This window comes from Rhizobium mulingense (assembly GCF_029194105.1).
Lineage (GTDB): Bacteria > Pseudomonadota > Alphaproteobacteria > Rhizobiales > Rhizobiaceae > Rhizobium > Rhizobium mulingense.
Map to the genome: position 1 here is coordinate 644273 of NZ_JARFVE010000004.1, position 17089 is coordinate 661361.

Genomic DNA, 17089 nt, shown 5'->3' on the forward strand with positions numbered 1-17089 from the left:
CGGAAGGGATTGCCACATCAGTCCAGTCACCGGCATGCTAATGCCCGAGTAGGTGGATTCGTGCCATCATTTCGGTCAAAAGGCAAGCGCCATTATTGTGGCATGCGGTTTATCGTGACAGGAAATGCCGAAGATTCAGTTACTTGACGAAAAGTTGGCAGATGCTCGCACGGCTGTGCCATAGCGGTATCGGCGTGTCGAAACGGAACGAGGCGGTGCGCAGCAACCCTGCATTGCTCTTTGCTCGCGCTCGGTGCATGCGCTCTATCGTTGCCGACATGCCGGGCACGCTTCTCTGACGAGCAGAAGAGGGGCGGCGCGCTTGGGTCTGCCGCCGCCTACTGCGCATCCCCTAACAGCGCGGTCAGGCTCCAGGGAGCATCGCCTTTCTGATTGGCGATGTCGTCGACCTTCCAGCCGCCGTGCTCGCGCACCAAAGTGTAGAACAGCGTCACCTCTTCGCCGTTTTTGAACTGCACTTCCACCTCGGCCTTGTCGCCCAGCAGGATCGGCTGGCCGATCCGGACGTTGCTCGCTTCGCCGTCCTGGCCCGCAATGACAGGGTCGAAATCGACCGCGCCGACATCACCCTCCGGCGTGTTGTCGAGATCGGCCTGGAGAAGCTTGTTCAGGTGGTCGGAAAAGAAGATCGAATAGGGCGAGGGCGCCTCGGCGTCGCTTCTATCGGTGTCGTAGCTGTAAAGCGCCTTGAGCAGCGCTTTCGGCGTCTTGTAGGTCTCCGCCGAGGCGGGCAGAGCCGCGAAAGCCGAGACGGCGAGGGCGAGGATGAATGTGGGCAGACGCATGCGGCTCTCCTCGGATGGGTGGAGAATCATAGCCGAAACGAGCGTCGACGTGGAGCGGCATTTTCGGAGGGTGCCGGACATGGCCGCCGGCCTTGCCGTTTCCGGGTGGTGCCCGCGACGACCGCCGGAAGAGTCTCACCGGTGGGGCTTTCAAGACTGCTAGCCCCACCAATGTTGAAGGCCGCCAACTACGCATCTCTGTGTCGGCGGCAACTGTCGTGCTAGATCAACGCCTCATGCCCCAGGCTCGATGACATCGGCTCGAAGACGTCCTTCACGGCAAGCGTGAAGTCGTGGCTGGTGGCGTTGCCGGCCGCGTCATAGGCTTCCGCGGTGAAGGTCAGGCTATGGGTGCTTTCGTAGTCGATGGCCGCCTTGGTCTGGATCTTGTTGCCGACGAGCTTGAAGATGCCGTCAGCATTATCGGTCAGCCGCCACTTGACCACGCCGCCTTCCGGGTCGACGGCCGAGAGCAGGCCGACCGAGGTGCCGATCGCGACATTTTCGGAGATCGAGCTGCGCGAGAAGGCGAGCTTGATCGGCGCCTGGTTGACCGGGGCCTCGTTGACGTCGAGCACGTTGATGGTGATGTCCTTCTCGACCGTGACCTTGCCGTCGGAGACCGCCACCTTGATCGTGTGCGACTTCGCCGTCTCGTAATCCAGCGCCTTCGAGGTGACGATGCGATTGCCCTTCAGCCGGAAGTGATCGCCGGCGCCGTCGATCAGCGTATAGGTGAGGGCGTCGCCATCGGCGTCCTTGGCGCTGAGCAGGCCGACCGTCGTCCAGATCGGCGTATCCTCGGAGAGGGCGGTTTTCGAGAGTTGAATATTGGTCGGTGCAGTATTGTTAGGTTTGAACGTTTCCGTCGCGAAATCATAGACGCCGTCGGCAAAGCGGGCGAATTCGATGTCTGTCAGCGTATCCGTCCCTTCCACAGCGCTTGTCAGAATGCGATCACCACTGTTCCCCGCGAAGGAATAATTGGCGAAATTGTCTGCGAAGAACGCCGTGTCGATGCCGGCGCCGCCGTTGATGGTGTCGTTGCCGGTGCCGCCGGTCAATTTGTCATCGCCGGCATTGCCGTTGAGGATGTCATTGCTGCCGCTGCCGTCGAAAATGTCGTTGCCGTCGGTGCCGGTAAACTCGTCGTCGCCGTCGCCGGTCTTGACGTCGATGCCGAAGGTATCGCCGACGATGAACGATCCGAGATTTCCGAGTTCATCGGAGAGATCGAGGTGAGCGCTATCCGTCAGCGCGACAGAGGCGCGAAAATCACCGAATGGATCGGTCGACCAGACGATTTTGTCGAGGCTTTCGAACTGCGCGCTCGAACCGGCGACCGCCACTCCTGCCGTCTCAAGGACTTCGATGTTGTTGATCGTCAGGCCCTGGAGCGACGTGACACGCAAGATATCGATCCCTGCGCCGCCATCAATTGTTCCGGAATTCCATGGAACGAATGATTCTATGCCTATGTAATCGTCGCCGTCCCCAGCATCGATGTCGATGACCTCCGGCGTCGAGCCGAAGAGCTCACCATCGTTGATCGTATCATTGCCTGCGCCGCCTCTGATGACGTCGTTTCCCACGCCGCCGGAGATCAGGTCATTGCCGTCACCGCCAATCAGCGTGTCGTTGCCAGCTCCGCCATTGATCCGATCGTTTCCGAGGCCGCCGTTCAGCGTGTCAGTGCCGTCGCCACCTGCGATAGCGTCGCTGCCTGCACCTGTCGTGATCACATCGTCGCCGCTTGAGCCGGTCACGTTTGCGGAGCCCGAGCCCAGTTCGTCGGAAAGGTCAACTGTCCCGGAATCTGAGATGGCCAGGTCAGCCGCGACGAGAGGATTGCTTTCGGAGTGACGGATGATGTCGTAGGCTTCGAACTCAGCGCCGGTCTTGGTAACTATCGCGCCGTTGGTGTCCAGGATATTCAGCGGGGTACCCGGCCCGGTGCTGTTGACCGTGAAGATTTCTGTCGCGAAGTCGTAGACGCCATCGGCAAAGCGCGCGAACTCGACACCTGTCAGCCTATCTGTGCCTTCCAGCGCGCTCGTCACGACGCGGCTGCCATTGTCGACTGCGAGGGAGTAATTGGCGAAATCGCCTGCGAAGACAGCCGTGTCGATGCCGGCGCCGCCATTGATGGTATCGTTGCCCGCGCCGCCGGTCAGTTTATCGTTGCCGTCGTTACCGTTGATGAGGTCGCTGCCGCCGCTGCCGTCGAGAATGTCGTTGACCTCGCTGCCCGCAAACTCATCGTCGCCGTCGCCGGTTTTGACGTCGATGCCGGAGAAGCCGCGGACAAGAGTCCCAAGATCTCCCAGTTCGTCGAAAAGATCGAGATGGGCGCTGTCCGTCACCACCAGCGAGGGGTCATAGCTGAAGAAAGGGTCGGTAGACCTGACGATCCTATCAAAGCTCTCGAACTCTGCGCTCGAGCCGCTGATCTGAAACTCTGCCGTTTCAAGGTTTTCCACATTGTTGAGTGTCAGGCCATGGAGCGACCAGGCGCGCAACGCATCGATCCCATCACCGCCATCAATCGTTCCTGATGTAAATGCGGCGAAGCTGTCGATGGTTATGACGTCGTCGCCGTTGCCGGCGTCAATGTTCAGGATTTCCGGCACTAAGCCGTCCGGCCCAAAGTTAAAGCCGCCATCGGTGATTCTATCGTTGCCGTCGCCGCCGATCAATGTGTCATTGCCAGCATTACCGTAGATCGTGTCATCACCGGCTCCGCCATTCAGCGTATCCGCACCGTCGCCGCCGGAGATGCTGTCGTTGCCCGCGCCCGTCGTGATCGTGTTGTCGCCGCTCGAGCCGTTCACGGTTGCCGAGACTGAGCCCAATTCGTCGGCCAGATCTGCGGCCGAGGAATCGGAGATAGTGAGAGAGACAGGTGCGGAAGGATTGGTTGCGGAGTCGCGGATGACGTCGTAGGCTTCGAACTCGGCGCCGGTCTTGGTGACTGTGGCGCCGTTGGTGTCTAGTATATTCAAGGCCATATTTAAAATTACCCCCAAACAGATGCGTGTACTTCGAAAAATCAGAACTCCGCGGCAGAACTGTTTTATTGGTTCGGCGGAAGATAACCCCACGGGGATCTATGCCAACCATTAATGATGTTTTCAATGAAAAATTGTGATTTTTTCTTGGTTTTTTAACGGAAAACTAAGGCCGAAATACTGGAAAATAACTTTGAATTTGCAAACCAAAAGTCGTATTTTAGTCTTTTAATTTATACCCGTTCCTGCCGTATATAATTCTCGCTACAAGTGCAAATCGGCCCTCCGCCCCGGTGCTAAGGCAGGAAGGGCATAGCGGTGAAGACACAACTGAGACTTTGTTGACCGGACTTCGTTCCGGAACATAATGGGAACATCAATATTCTACCGGCAGCGAGGACCCATGTGCGGACGCATTTTCGTCAAGACGTCGCTTGAAGAATTGATCAGCAATTTTCCCTTTGCCGTGAAGGGCGGAGATATTGATGGGCTTGGAAATCGCTTTCCCCGCTGGAATGGCGCGCCGTCGCAGGATTATCCGATCATCGTGAGGGATCTCGTGCGCGAACCGGATACGTCAGGTCCCATGTTCGTGGCAGGGCGATGGGGCCTGATGCCCCCCTGGGCAAAGCCCGGCGGTCGGCCGCCGCCGGTCAATATCCGTTGCGAGGGCATCAGTTCCAACGGCATGTCCCGTGCCGCCTACCGCTCGCGTCGCTGCCTAGTGCCGATCAACGGTTTCTTCGAGTGGAAGGACATTCACGGCACCGGCAAGAACAAGCAGCCCTATGCCATCGCCATGAAGGACGGCTCGGCCTTCGCGCTCGCCGGCATCTGGGAGACGTGGAAGGACGAAAAGGGCGTGTCCATCCGCAACTTCGCCATCGTCACCTGCGCGCCGAACGCGATGATGGCGGAGATTCACGATCGCATGCCTGTTATCCTGCATCGCGAGGATTATGAGCGCTGGCTGTCTCCCGAGCCGGACCCGAACGATCTGATGAAACCTTTCCCGGCGGAACTGATGGTGATGTGGAAAATCGGCCGGGATGTCGGCTCGCCGAAGAACGACAGGCCCGAGATCATTGACGAGGTCGAGGACGATCCCGAGCCGACGCTGATCTAGCGCAGTTCCGGCAAGCCGCGGCGGTCTTGCGTCCGGAATTGCTCTGATGTCACCGGCTCGGGCGGGAGCCATTCACGAAACCATGCGGCAAACACATCCTCACGAGGAGAGGACCACGCATGCAAGATGATATCGGAACGCTCCTGCGGTCGTTCCTCAACAATGCCCTTCGCAAACAGTCTCAGCGCCGCATTCGGGATTTCGGCGGCTATCAGGTCGGCAAGCGCCGCAACCTGCATGTCATCGAACCGATCGCGCGGGATACCGCGGAATTTCTCTGCACCTATCTCTGCATCAGCCTGCGCGGCGAACCGGCGAGCAAGGAAGGCGTTGCCTCCGCCATCGCCGCAGCCTTGAGGAACGTCTCCGACGAGCTTGCCTTCAAGCTGACCCGGCACGGTGACGAGGCGTGGACGACCCTCTGTCATTCTGTGGCGGAGTTTCTGGAGGGCTGCCTGCAGATCGATCATAGGCCCTATGACGGCTCCCTGACCGCGCAATCGGACTATAATGGCTGGAAGAGCTGGGAGTTGATCACCAGCGGTGAGAAGCCGAAGGGCAAATGGCGCCACGCCTGGAAGGAAAAGCCCGGCGACGATTTCATCGGCTTTGACGGCGACGTCTGCATGGGACGGATCTTCAAGATCGACCTGATGGATTCAAGTGAGCGCTGGTATTGGCTGATCGCGGCCGATGGAAGCCCCCGGCGCGGCTGGCCGGCGGCGGGGTATGAAGCGAGGGCGAGGAGTGCGGCCTGTCGCGTGGAGCGGATTTATTTTGCGCTGGCGAAGGGCGAGGAGAGGATGGGGTTTGGGTGAGGGGGAGGCTAGGCCAGCTTGATGAGGCCGGCTTCTGTCGGCCGGAAGCCGCAGGCGCGATAGAAGGAGGTCAGGTGTGGCTCGAAATCGACATGCAGCCATTCGGCGCCGCGCTCGCGGGCAATCCGCGTGGCTTCCCTGACCAGTTGCGTGGCGATGCCCTGCCGGCGCATGTCGGGGTGAACGCAGGTGTCGAGAAGGAAGGCATGAACGCCGCCGTCCCAGGCGACGTTGACGAAGCCGACGAGGCTGTCGTCGTGATAGGCGCCGACATGCGCGAGGCTGCGGGGCAGGATTCGGGAGAAGTCAGGTGCTTCGGGTGTGCTCCAGGCGGCGGACCAGAGCGTGCTGAGGTCAGCGGGCGAGGGGAAGGGGTCGATGCGGAATTCGGGCATGGGTGGGGACCGGTTTGTTCGTCGCCGTGCTTGCTGGGTTTTTCTGCCGATTGCGGTCACTTCGCAAATAGGTTTCATCGCGGCGGCGGGCAAACTCCTCTCTGCCTTGACATGAGGCGGGTCACTCTCCTCCGTCATTCCCGTAACAAGCACAGGAATGACGGAGGAGAATGGGGCGGCGACCGAGGAAGACGTCGCCGGTCTTTCAGGAGCAAAGAAAATTGCCGAGATCACGGTGCGTTTTTAACGTTGAAGTTCACCGCCCCGGCCGCCCGGTCTTTCCCTTCGTCCGCCCCTTGCGCTTCTGCTCGCCCGGCTCCTCGTAGCTCCCGGCGCCGACGCGTCCACGCACCACCGGCCGCACGCCGTCATCGCGTTCCGGCTGGCCTTCAAGCAATGGCGAGAAGTGCTTTGTGCCCTTTGAGGCCTCCGGCTTTTCCGGCACGCGCCCGGTCACCGGCTTTTCCGTGCGGCCGACCGTCATCTCGTCGAGGTCGTTCTTGCGGAAGAGGCTCTTGCCGGCGGGGGTGGTGGGGTCGCGGCCCATTTCGTCGAGATGGGGTTTGCGGAAGAGGGGCGTGGTCGTGTCGGTGCCTGGGCCCATGTCGTCAAGGGAGGGGCGCGAGAAGTAGGAGGATGTGGCCCCCTCATCCGCCCTGTCGGGCACCGACCGGGGTCGAGCCGCTTGTCTCGACCCGTCCTCCGGACCCCCGGCGGGGAGAAGGGATTCGCGGGAGGCCTTGGCGTTCCGTTTGATGCCTTCCATCGCCTTCGACTCTTCGCGCGCCATTGGGTCGTCCATGACCGCCAGCTCGGCGGCCTTGAGGCGCTTGATTTCGTCGCGGAGGCGGGCGGCTTTTTCGAAGTCGAGATCGGCAGCGGCGTCGCGCATGCTTTTTTCGAGCGCATTGAGATGGGTCTGCAGGTTGTTGCCGACCAGGTTGCCGCCGTCGGCGAAGCCTTTGCCCGAGACGCCCGAGATATCGGCGCGGACGTGGTCGCGTTCGTAGACGCTGTCGAGGATGTCGGAGATCTTGGCCTTGACCGATTCCGGCGTGATGGCGTTTTCGAGGTTATAGGCCATCTGCTTTTCGCGCCGGCGGGCGGTCTCGTCCATGGCGCGCTGCATCGAGCCGGTCACCTGGTCGGCATAGAGGATGACCTTGCCGTCGACGTTACGGGCGGCACGACCAATGGTCTGGATCAGCGAGGTCTCCGAGCGCAAAAAACCTTCCTTGTCGGCGTCGAGAATGGCGACGAAGCCGCATTCGGGAATGTCGAGGCCTTCGCGCAAGAGGTTGATGCCGACGAGCACGTCGAAGGCGCCGAGGCGCAGATCGCGGATGATCTCGATACGCTCGAGGGTGTCGATGTCGGAGTGCATGTAACGCACGCGCACGCCCTGTTCGTGCAGATATTCGGTCAGGTCCTCGGCCATGCGCTTGGTCAGCACGGTGCACAGCGTGCGATAGCCCTTGGCCGCGGTTTCGCGGATCTCGCCGAGCACGTCGTCGACCTGGGTGCGAGCCGAGCGGACCTCGACCGGCGGGTCGATCAGGCCGGTCGGGCGGATCACCTGTTCGGCGAAGACGCCGCCGGATTGTTCCATCTCCCAGGCGCCCGGGGTGGCCGAGACGGCGATGGTGTCGGGGCGCATGGCGTCCCATTCCTCGAAGCGCAGCGGCCGGTTGTCCATGCAGGAGGGCAGGCGGAACCCGTATTCGGCCAGCGTCGCCTTGCGGCGGAAGTCGCCGCGGTACATGCCGCCGATCTGCGGCACGGTGACATGGCTTTCGTCGATGAAGACGAGGGCATTGTCGGGGATATATTCGAACAGGGTCGGCGGCGGATCGCCGGGGTCGCGGCCGGTGAGATAACGCGAATAGTTCTCGATGCCCTGGCAGGAGCCGGTCGCTTCCAGCATCTCGATATCGTAGCGGGTGCGCTGCTCCAGGCGCTGGGCCTCCAGCAGGCGCCCGGCCTTTTCCAGCTCGGCAAGACGAAGGCGGAGCTCTTCCTTGATCGATTTGATGGCGCCGTTCAGCGTCGGGCGCGGCGTGACATAGTGGGAATTGGCGTAGATCTTCACCGATTTCAGATCGCCGACTTTCTGGCCGGTGAGCGGATCGAACTCGGTGATGGCGTCGATCTCGTCGCCGAACATCGAGATGCGCCAGGCGGCATCATCAAGGTGGGCGGGGAAGAGTTCGATCGTGTCGCCGCGCACCCGGAAAGAACCGCGGGTGAAATCCATGTCGCGGCGCTTGTACTGCTGGGCGACGAGGTCGGCCAGCAGCTGGCGCTGGTCCAGCCGGTCGCCGACCGACATCTGGAAGGTCATCGCCGTATAGGTTTCGACCGAGCCGATACCGTAGATGCAGGAGACCGAGGCGACGATGATGCAGTCGTCGCGTTCGAGCAGCGAGCGCGTCGCCGAGTGGCGCATGCGGTCGATCTGCTCGTTGATCGAACTTTCCTTCTCGATATAGGTGTCCGAGCGCGGCACATAGGCTTCCGGCTGGTAATAATCGTAGTAGGAAACGAAATATTCCACCGCATTGTCGGGGAAGAAGTTCTTGAACTCGGAATAGAGCTGGGCGGCCAGCGTCTTGTTCGGCGCCAGGATGACGGCCGGGCGCTGCGTCGCCTCGATCACCTTGGCCATGGTGAAGGTCTTGCCGGAGCCGGTGACGCCGAGCAGCACCTGGCTGCGGTCGCCATTCTCCAGCCCCTCGACGAGATCGCGGATCGCCGTCGGCTGATCGCCCGCCGGCTCATAATCCGATTTCATCAGGATGCGAATGCCGCCTTCGGACTTGTCGGGGCGCGCAGGGCGGTGCGGCGTCCAGATCTTGCCGTTCTTGTGCAGCGGATTGCCGCTCTCGATCAGCTTCGACAGTGCCTCGACCGTGGCGGTGACGCCGCCAGGCGAAATATTGCCGGCATCCTCCAGCGAGATATCGAGGCCGGCGACCGGGTTGAGCCCGGCGGCGGCACGCGTCTTCGGATCGCTGGAGCCGCCGATGGAGACGCCACGGGCGGTCTTGCCCACCGTCGCCTTCTTGTTGACGCTGACGGCTTCGGAATGCTTGCGCGCCGCGTTTTCCACCGCCTTGCGATGCTTGCCGGCCTTGGAGGCGATATCACGCTGGCTCTCGACGCCCGATGCTTCCGCATCCGCCTCCAACTGCTTCACCCAGTCGGCAACGGAGCCTGAAAGCGGGGCGCCTTCGAAGGACGATTGCGGAGCTTCCTCGAAGCCATTCGGGGCGGGGGATTTCTTCGGAGATTTGGCCATGGCGGGAATATGGAGAGAGTCAGCGCGAAAGGGAAGAGGGAAAGAGTACAAAAGGGAAACGAATGAATCGTTCGGCTTTCCTCAACAATGCAGCTGACGTTTGCGGGCTCGAGTGAAGAGAACGGCGCGGCATCCTCCAACGTTCCTCATCGTGAGGCGCTTAGCCCGTAGGCGAAACCTCGAAGGACACACCGCGACGTTGCGCCTTGCATTCATCCGGCACCGGCGCACCCGCCTCGTCGTTCGAGGCTACAGCCTTCCGCTTCCGCGTTGGCAGTGTCCTCCCGCGCCCATGATCATCGGTGCGGCATCCACCAGGGCTCCTCATCCTGAGGCGCGTAGCCCGTAGGGCGAAGCCTCGAAGGACACGCCGCGACGCTGCTCCTTGCAGCCATCGATGTCAGCGCACCTGTCTCCCCTTCGAGGCCCCTGCGGGGCGCCTCAGGATGAGGCTCTATTGAGGTGGGGCGCCGGCGGCATGTGATCATTTCACCTCGAGCTTGGCCAGTTCGTATCCCGCCGCCTCGTACTCGATGAAGGTTGCCGGGCAGGACAGCAAGGCGGCCTGGAACCGTCGGCGCGCCTCCTCGGCGGCGCCTGAAAACAGGTACCATTCGCCGCTGTAGAAGATCGCCTCGCAGATCTGGTTGCTGTCGGCCGCCTTCAGCGCCAAATCCTCCGGCTTCAATTCGCCGAGAAAGAGCTGATAGACGGGATAGGGCCATGCCGCCCGATCGCTCTTGCCCGCCGCTGCCCTGAGTTCGTCGAGGGCCTTCGGATTACCGACTCTCATTTGCGCGAAATAGCGCCAGATGCGGGCATAAGGGGCCGTGGTTCCGTTCTGATTTGCCTCTATATCAAGTGCTGCGATCAACTGCTGGTACCTGCCGCCGAAATAGTTGGCCATCGGATCGTTGAGATAGAGCTGACGCGCGTTGATGATGGGCCAGAGCGCTCCCATCGCGATGATCACGAACACGGCGCTGACGGCGATCGCCACCCTATCGTAACGCGGCGTGGGCCGCGCGCGCGGCCAGAAGGTCAACAGCAGAAGCGACAGCGCCGCGCCCGTCAGGGCGCCGCCGAAATGGCCTGCATAATCGATGGTCTGACCGTCTCTTGTGGAAGAGAAGATCGGCAGCAGCGAAGGGACCAGTATCTGGGCCGCGCCAGCCTGCAGCGTAGATGCGATCGGCGTCGACCGGAATCGAAAGCTCGCGGCGATCACGGCCGCGAAAAGCCCGACGATGCCGCCGGGGGCGCCGACGCCCACCGTGCCGGCATCATTGAGCCAGACGGAAGCGATCGACCCGCCAAGGGCGCTGACGAAGAAGATTGCTGCAAACCAGCGCCAGCCGATCAGCCGCTCGAACAGCCGCCCCGCGACCCAGAGAGCAACGCAATTGAGCGCAAGGTGGATGATGCTTGCGTGCATGAACGGCGCAGTGAACAGCCGCCACCATTCGCCGTTGCCGACGATGTTGTGGCGAAACGTGCCGCCGAGCAGCCAGAGTGTACGAATGGTAGGAGAGCCGGCTTCGGTCGGCTCGACGCCAAAGGCGAGCTCACCGGCATAGACAGCGATGAGAATGGCAAGAAGAGCGTAAGTGAAGACGGGATAACGGGCTTCGTTGAGAACCGGCGCTGGCGCCTGGGGTTCGTCTTCGTCCTGCGGAGCAAGCTGTGCGTCCAGACTTTCCAGCCGCTTCACTTCCTTCGCTTCGGCTGCCAGCTCCGAAAACTGGTCGAAGATGGAGCTCGGCTGGCCATGCAGAATATGCAAGGGAATATTGACCTTGAGAGGTGAGCCGACGAGCCATTCCGGGAGAATTGGCGCAAGCCCCCGCCTGATCAAAGTCTTGGTGGCAGCAGGATCAAGGTGAAGGACAATAAAATCCGATCTCTTGCTCCAGACCCTTTCGAAGCGGCGGATGGCCGACCATGGCACGATCTGATCGGGGAAGGTCGGAAGCCGGATACCAGCTGTCGATATCGCCAAGCCGGGGCCTCTGGAGAGGAGCTTGCTCGAGAGCAGCAATGCGAGCAGGCCGAAGAACCCTGCGCCCAGCAATCCGAAGAGTCTGACCACGCGCGGGTCCTTGTGCTCCGGCGGGTTGTAACCGATCCAGGTACAGAGCGTCACGACGGCAAGTATGATCAGGACAACCCGCAGCAATTTGCCCTTGTTGTAGAAATATTCAGTGCTGCGCAATTCTTCCGGCTTCATTCGAAATTCTCACTGAAATGTGTCCACTGGAATGCACGCTCACTGCCATCGCAAGCGAGTCATTCCGCGTCAATAGGATTTCCCCGGGGCGCGACTATCTACTTGCAATAGAATTTTGCAAGACGAGCTTTTGGAAGTTTCCACACGCGGCCGCGAGGTGCGGCATCCGGTCAAGCACGCAAGCGGGGCAACCAGCGACGCCTTGCCGCGTCCGGCCGGCATGACAAGCTTTTGTAAGCCGGCTCTTGCCGAAGAACGCCGCCGCCGTTCACGGTCCCGTGTCGCACCGGAACTGGAACGGCCCTTCGCCGTTAGTTTCCTCTCAATTCAGCCTCAGGTGCGACTGCCATTAGCGACCATTCCGCCGTTTGGAAGAAACCGATTTCGATCGATCTTGATACGGGCGAACGGCTGGTTCTCCGCTCACCGCAGGACGCGCTTTACGCACTGGTCTCCGACTGGCCGGTCAATGGCGGCGTCCATCAGCAGAGGGCGATCGATTTCTGCCGTGCCTGGCTTGCCGGGCGGATGCCGGCGGAGACGGTGCGACAGGCTTTTATTCTCGCGGCGCTGGAAGCCGGCGTGGCGATCGCCGACGATGAGAATGGGACCGCAAGCTCCATTTCGAACCCTCCGGTATAAGTCGAGCGACGCAGCCATATCCACGGTCGTGCAGTCACATTCGCAGGGTGATTGATTTTCGTGTATTGCAAATATTGTTCCCGCTGTGTTTGTAGGAATGAGCGGCGTTTATTGCGCTTCGATTCTGGGAGATCCAACTGAATGAGAATAAAAGTCCTTGCTTGCGATGTCCTGCTGATGCTGGCCGGCTGCAACGCACCTGTGTCGCAATCCGTTGCAGATTCCCAGCGGCCTCCCTCGAAGGACGTCCGGCAGAAACTTCATCAACATCGTATTCAAGAGAAGTTATAGACACGAAGCGGGTGAGGTCGTCTGGGCGCGCATTTCGAGCGTTGTGCTGCTTGATCCCGAAAAGAAGATCTATGCTTACTGTGTACGCGTGGTGCCTAAGCGCAGCTGGGGAGACTGGGCCTATCTCGGCGTCTCCTTCACGGAGGGCCAAATCCTAGGCGCGACGGCGAATGATAATCGCTGCAAAGACAAGCGGCTGCGTTACTACCCGTTTCCTGAGATGAACGGTATGAAGACCTGACGCAGGCGCGAAGGCTCGGGCCGCGTCGCCGCTCCAGGCTTTGGCGAGCGGCGGCGCGGCTTCCCAGCCTTCCTCATGCGGCGGTGCGCGGCCTGCAGGGCGGAGCCTCGAAGTACGGGCTGTGAGGTGCTGTTTGCAGCCACAGCCCTTTTGGAAAAGGCCGGTCTATCGACCTCGATACGGGAGATTCAACTGAATGAAGATCAAATTCCTTGCTGGCGCTGCGTTGCTGGCACTTGCCGGCGGCCAAACCGCGATGGCGCAATCCGTTGCAGACTCCCAGCGGCCGCCTTCCAGCGCAGTTCGACACGAGTATGTTGACGCTCTGCGGGGAACCATTAAACCGGGGAACTTCGTGAAGGCCGAGATTTCCAGCCTGGTTCTGCTTGATCCGGAAAAGCAGATCTATGCTTATTGCACGCGCACCACGGAGCGGAGCAACTCAAACTGGTCCTATATCGGCCTTACCTTGAAAAACAACATGATTGTGGACCTGAAAAAAAATGCCCCTCGCTGCCACGACAAGCGGCTGCGTTACTATGATTTTCCTGAATTGCGAAACATGAAGTACTGAGGCAGAGGCGGGCTTTTGCCAACCTGGCCGGTCCCTTCCGGATGTCGTCAGAAGCGGACCGCGCACCCCGCAGTCCGCGTATCGACGATGACCGGTGCCTCGGACCCGCTCAACCCGCGAGGACCATCCTCACACCTTGCTCAAGCAAAAACAGCTTCCCTGGAATCATCCATTGTCGACGCCCTGCAGTACCATACGAGCACAACGACCGATCCAACGAGAGGTAATAGTCCAAGAAGCTGCCACCATCCGCTTCGGTTGATGTCGTGAAGGCGTCGGGCGGCCACGGCGATCCACGGAAGAAACGTGGCAAGCGACCAGATCCGGCTCAAGGTTTCGCTCCGATCCACGACAAGCAAAGCGATGGCGACGAGAAAGACGAAGAGTACCGAATACCAGAATTCCGATCGGCTCGCTCTGCCGCTGAAGTTCACATAGTTCTTGAAATAGCTTCCAATCGCCTGGCCGAAACCCATGGCCTGCGGCCGGCCGCCGAAGCGGTTCGGCCCAACCAGCGGTTTTCTGAAGACGAAGAACAATGGCACGCCGAACAGGATCAAGACGATCAACCAGTGAAACAGAGAAAAACTGCCCATGAGAAACCCCAGCTGTTAAAACGGCTTACAGATAAGCGATGTTTGTTTCCGGAGGATTAACCGGCTGGTAATCGAATATGTTTCGCAACCACAGCGTGAGAAATCGCGGCTGCCATGGTGGCGGCGGGATGATGCTTAAGGCAGGCCGCAATCGCCGTCGCTCAGTGCTTGACCAGTACACGTGCCCGCACAGGCTGCTCGATGCCCTTCAGGGCCAGCATGCGGGTTTCGGCGCCTGCCGCCAGGTCGGGAGCCTTCGCCGCCGTTTCCGCCGAGACCAGGATCTCGCCCGCCGCGGCCTGGGATTCCAGCCTGGCGGCCTGGTTGACGACGCCGCCGATTGCGGTGAAATCGCTGCGGAAGCTTGAGAATTCGCCGATCTGGACCTCGCCGGAGTGGACGCCGACGCCGACGCCGAGCGTGCGGCCGGGCAGGGCCTCGAGCGCCAGGCCTCTCAGCGTCGCGGCGCAGTTGCGCTGGATCTCCTGGGCGGCCAGGATTGCGGCGGCGGCGTGATCCTTGCTGACGATCGGGAAGTTGAAAATTGCCATCAGGCCGTCGCCCATCTGCTTGTTGACGATGCCGTCGTGCGCCCAGATCGCCTGGGCGCAGCGATCCTGGAATAGGCTGACGATCTCGCTCAGCTGCACCGCCTCGATGCGCTCCGACAGGTCCGTGAACCCCCTGATATCGGCAAACAGGATGGTGGCGTCGACGGTGATCTGGCGCTGCTTCTTGACGTACTGGAAAGAGCGCTCGCAGATCGTGCAGATATCGGGATTCATCTTGCTGCGGGTGATGCCGAAGGCGCGGAAGGGCAAGGCGAGCGGGCCGCCGATGGGGATCGGCATATGCATCTGGTCCCAGCAGCCGCGGCAGATCCTGGCGCTGCCCTGCCTGGCCGGCTCCCCGTAAGTGGATTCTGTCGTCATCTCACGCAATCCGTTCACACTGGCCGACACCAAGCTTCCGTCAGTCCGCGGCTTTTGGCAACTCTTCCATTTGGCTCGGGGTCAGAATCGTCGCACCCGAGTCTCTGCCCGACCTCTCGGCGCGGGCTGTTGCTGCAGTGGACGGCGGCGAAAATACGGTCACACTTGTTACTCCCACTGTTCGAATTCCGCTGCGAAACTATGTCCGACCAATGCGCGAAGAACCGCGGTTCGATGAAAGAGGCGCGGAAATTCGCCCCAATGAGGAGATCGAAGCGATGACTGCAACAGCCGACAATAGAACGGGCGGACAGTCCATGCAGAACCCCGCGGTGGTATCGCCGGATGCGTGGGAGGCGGCCCGCAAGCAACTGCTGGTGAAAGAGAAGGCGCAGACCCGTGCCCGTGATGCGCTCGCCGCCGAGCGTCGGCGCATGCCGTGGATGGCCGTCGAGAAGAATTATGTCTTTGAAGGGCCTGACGGCAAGGTCAGCCTGCTCGACCTGTTCGAGGGCAGGCACCAGTTGATCGTCTACCGCGCCTTTTACGAGCCCGGTGTCTTCGGCTGGCCCGACCATGCCTGCCGCGGCTGCTCGATGGTGGCCGACCAGGTCGCGCATGTCGCCCATCTCAACGCCCGCGACACGAGCCTGGTCTTCGCCTCGCGCGCGCCGCAGGCCGAGATCGCGCGGCTGAAGGCGCGGATGGGGTGGAGCATGCCGTGGGTGACCATCACCGACAGTTTCGACAAGGATTTCGGCGTCGACGAATGGCACGGCACCAACGTGTTCTACCGCGACGGCGAACGCGTCTTCCGCACCTATTTCGTCAATAACCGCGGCGACGAACAGATGGGCGGCACCTGGAACTACCTCGACATCACGCCGCTTGGCCGGCAGGAGGTCTGGGAGGATTCGCCTGCCGGCTATCCGCAGACGCCGACCTATAAATGGTGGAACTGGCACGACAGCTACGTTCCGGATGCGGCGCCGGACAAGAAATGGGTGGAGGTCTCCGATGCCGGTGAGGCGGCGTTCCGGGCCGAGAGCGCCAACGAGAAGCCTTGAGCGAAATCCGCTGCGGCTGCTGCGGATCTGCAACCGAGAATGGGCCGGCAAGACGATCGCCTCGCCGGCCGCAGGCCGTGCATAGTGGTGGGGGTGCGGAGGACCCGATCGCCAGGTTGCATGCGACTGATTTGATGATGCTTCTCGTGCCCGCCGCAGCACAGGCGGAAAAACGCTGCGGCTGGCGGGACAATCCGGCGACAGCCACCTGGTCTCTCAATGACGCTGCCGGCGGCTGGATCATCATGAAGAACGGCAGCGGCTACAAGGCCGAGGGAATGGATCATATTGCTGATCTGACGAGCGGCGAATATGTCTACCCCCATGGCGTCCATGGTTATGCCTGTGCCTGCATGGAGGTCGACACGGATGGCGAGGGGTATCAGCCGCATTCGTTCCGTGTGCCAATTGCCGTTTTCCCGATGCCGCAGCGATTCCCGCCTCGGCTGGTTCCTCGACAAGTATCCGTGACGGTCGCTGGACGGCATGCTGCGCACATCGAGCGGCAGCCCGCGATAGTGTTGCGGAATCGGTTACCATTTTCGACAGGAATGTCTCTTCAGACGGAAACTTTCGAGCGAGAGTTGCGTTGGGCGGGTCGCCGGGGCTGTGTCCGCCGGCGTGCTTGCCGGGAGGAGATAATCCATGAAAGTGATGATAGTTGAAGACGAGGGTGTTATCGCCCTGGAACTCGAACGCATCGCGCAGGATGCCGGCCACCAAACGGTCGGGCCGGTTTCGACGGTCGAGCAGGCTCTGGCCTATGCACCGAAAAGCGATGTCGCTCTCGTCGATCTCAGCCTCTCCGACGGCCCGAGCGGCGCCCAGCTTGCCCGCCGGCTGATCGACCGCTATGGCGTCGATGTCATCTTCGTGACCGGCAACCCGGAGAACATTGGAAACGGCATTGAAGGCGCGCTGGACGTCATTCCAAAGCCTTTCACCGATGACAGGATTGCCGGCGCGCTCTCGCGGGCGCAGGCTTTGCGCAGGGATTTCGATGGCAGCAATGCTATAATGTGACGCGGGGGCGTCGAGAGCAACGTCCTGCCCCCATACATGCAGGGG

The 17089-nt window shown here is 61.1% G+C and carries 13 protein-coding genes and 2 pseudogenes; 8 read left to right on the plus strand and 7 right to left on the minus strand.

What is annotated here, in order from left to right; genetic code table 11:
* Window positions 1-338: 338 nt before the first annotated feature.
* Both PYR71_RS12000 and PYR71_RS12005 read right to left on the minus strand, forming a co-directional pair.
* On the minus strand, window positions 339-806 hold the full coding sequence (locus tag PYR71_RS12000) for a DUF3828 domain-containing protein (RefSeq protein ID WP_275619505.1): 468 nt from the start codon (window positions 804-806) through the stop codon (window positions 339-341).
* 221 nt (window positions 807-1027) lie between these two features.
* Window positions 1028-3814, minus strand: a complete 2787-nt coding sequence (locus PYR71_RS12005) for a metal-binding protein (RefSeq protein ID WP_275619506.1) — start codon at window positions 3812-3814, stop codon at window positions 1028-1030.
* A 403-nt stretch (window positions 3815-4217) separates the two neighbouring features.
* Here PYR71_RS12005 and PYR71_RS12010 point away from each other — a divergent pair, with 403 nt between their 5' ends.
* Both PYR71_RS12010 and PYR71_RS12015 read left to right on the plus strand, forming a co-directional pair.
* On the plus strand, window positions 4218-4940 hold the full coding sequence (locus PYR71_RS12010; protein WP_275619507.1) for an SOS response-associated peptidase: 723 nt from the start codon (window positions 4218-4220) through the stop codon (window positions 4938-4940).
* A gap of 119 nt (window positions 4941-5059) precedes the next feature.
* Entirely contained in the window at window positions 5060-5758 is a 699-nt protein-coding gene (locus tag PYR71_RS12015; protein WP_275619508.1) for a hypothetical protein, read from the plus strand.
* An 8-nt stretch (window positions 5759-5766) separates the two neighbouring features.
* Here the strand turns inward: PYR71_RS12015 and PYR71_RS12020 are convergent, their stop codons facing one another.
* From PYR71_RS12020 to PYR71_RS12030, 3 genes are all read right to left on the minus strand, one after another.
* Window positions 5767-6153, minus strand: a complete 387-nt coding sequence (locus PYR71_RS12020) for a GNAT family N-acetyltransferase (protein WP_183913133.1) — start codon at window positions 6151-6153, stop codon at window positions 5767-5769.
* Between the two features lie 256 nt (window positions 6154-6409).
* Window positions 6410-9451 (minus strand): excinuclease ABC subunit UvrB, encoded by a 3042-nt coding sequence (gene uvrB / locus PYR71_RS12025; RefSeq protein WP_275619509.1) that lies wholly within the window; start codon window positions 9449-9451, stop codon window positions 6410-6412.
* A gap of 484 nt (window positions 9452-9935) precedes the next feature.
* Entirely contained in the window at window positions 9936-11678 is a 1743-nt protein-coding gene (locus PYR71_RS12030; protein ID WP_275619510.1) for a rhomboid family intramembrane serine protease, read from the minus strand.
* 411 nt (window positions 11679-12089) lie between these two features.
* Here PYR71_RS12030 and PYR71_RS12035 point away from each other — a divergent pair, with 411 nt between their 5' ends.
* From PYR71_RS12035 to PYR71_RS12045, 3 genes and pseudogenes are all read left to right on the plus strand, one after another.
* On the plus strand, window positions 12090-12320 hold the full coding sequence (locus tag PYR71_RS12035) for a DUF982 domain-containing protein (RefSeq protein WP_245344857.1): 231 nt from the start codon (window positions 12090-12092) through the stop codon (window positions 12318-12320).
* A gap of 141 nt (window positions 12321-12461) precedes the next feature.
* A pseudogene (locus PYR71_RS12040) lies at window positions 12462-12852 on the plus strand (hypothetical protein).
* Between the two features lie 196 nt (window positions 12853-13048).
* Window positions 13049-13426: a hypothetical protein gene (locus PYR71_RS12045; RefSeq protein ID WP_275619511.1), complete on the plus strand. Its 378-nt coding sequence runs from the start codon at window positions 13049-13051 to the stop codon at window positions 13424-13426.
* 140 nt (window positions 13427-13566) lie between these two features.
* Here PYR71_RS12045 and PYR71_RS12050 read toward each other — a convergent pair whose 3' ends face one another.
* Together PYR71_RS12050 and PYR71_RS12055 are read right to left on the minus strand one after the other, a co-directional pair.
* The gene (locus tag PYR71_RS12050) at window positions 13567-14022 is read right to left on the minus strand and encodes a DUF805 domain-containing protein (RefSeq protein WP_064825369.1); all 456 of its coding nucleotides are present in this window, start codon (window positions 14020-14022) and stop codon (window positions 13567-13569) included.
* A gap of 161 nt (window positions 14023-14183) precedes the next feature.
* Window positions 14184-14954, minus strand: a complete 771-nt coding sequence (locus PYR71_RS12055) for an adenylate/guanylate cyclase domain-containing protein (RefSeq protein WP_275619512.1) — start codon at window positions 14952-14954, stop codon at window positions 14184-14186.
* 278 nt (window positions 14955-15232) lie between these two features.
* On the opposite strand from PYR71_RS12055, the gene PYR71_RS12060 reads away from it, so the two are divergent.
* The 3 genes and pseudogenes from PYR71_RS12060 (at window position 15233) to PYR71_RS12070 (ending at window position 17044) form a co-directional block, all read left to right on the plus strand.
* Window positions 15233-16021 (plus strand): DUF899 domain-containing protein, encoded by a 789-nt coding sequence (locus PYR71_RS12060; RefSeq protein ID WP_275619513.1) that lies wholly within the window; start codon window positions 15233-15235, stop codon window positions 16019-16021.
* A gap of 107 nt (window positions 16022-16128) precedes the next feature.
* A pseudogene (locus PYR71_RS12065) lies at window positions 16129-16492 on the plus strand (DUF4087 domain-containing protein).
* Between the two features lie 174 nt (window positions 16493-16666).
* Window positions 16667-17044 carry a response regulator gene (locus PYR71_RS12070; protein ID WP_275619514.1) on the plus strand — a complete coding sequence of 126 codons (378 nt, stop codon included), beginning with the start codon at window positions 16667-16669 and terminating at the stop codon, window positions 17042-17044.
* Window positions 17045-17089: the final 45 nt, after the last annotated feature.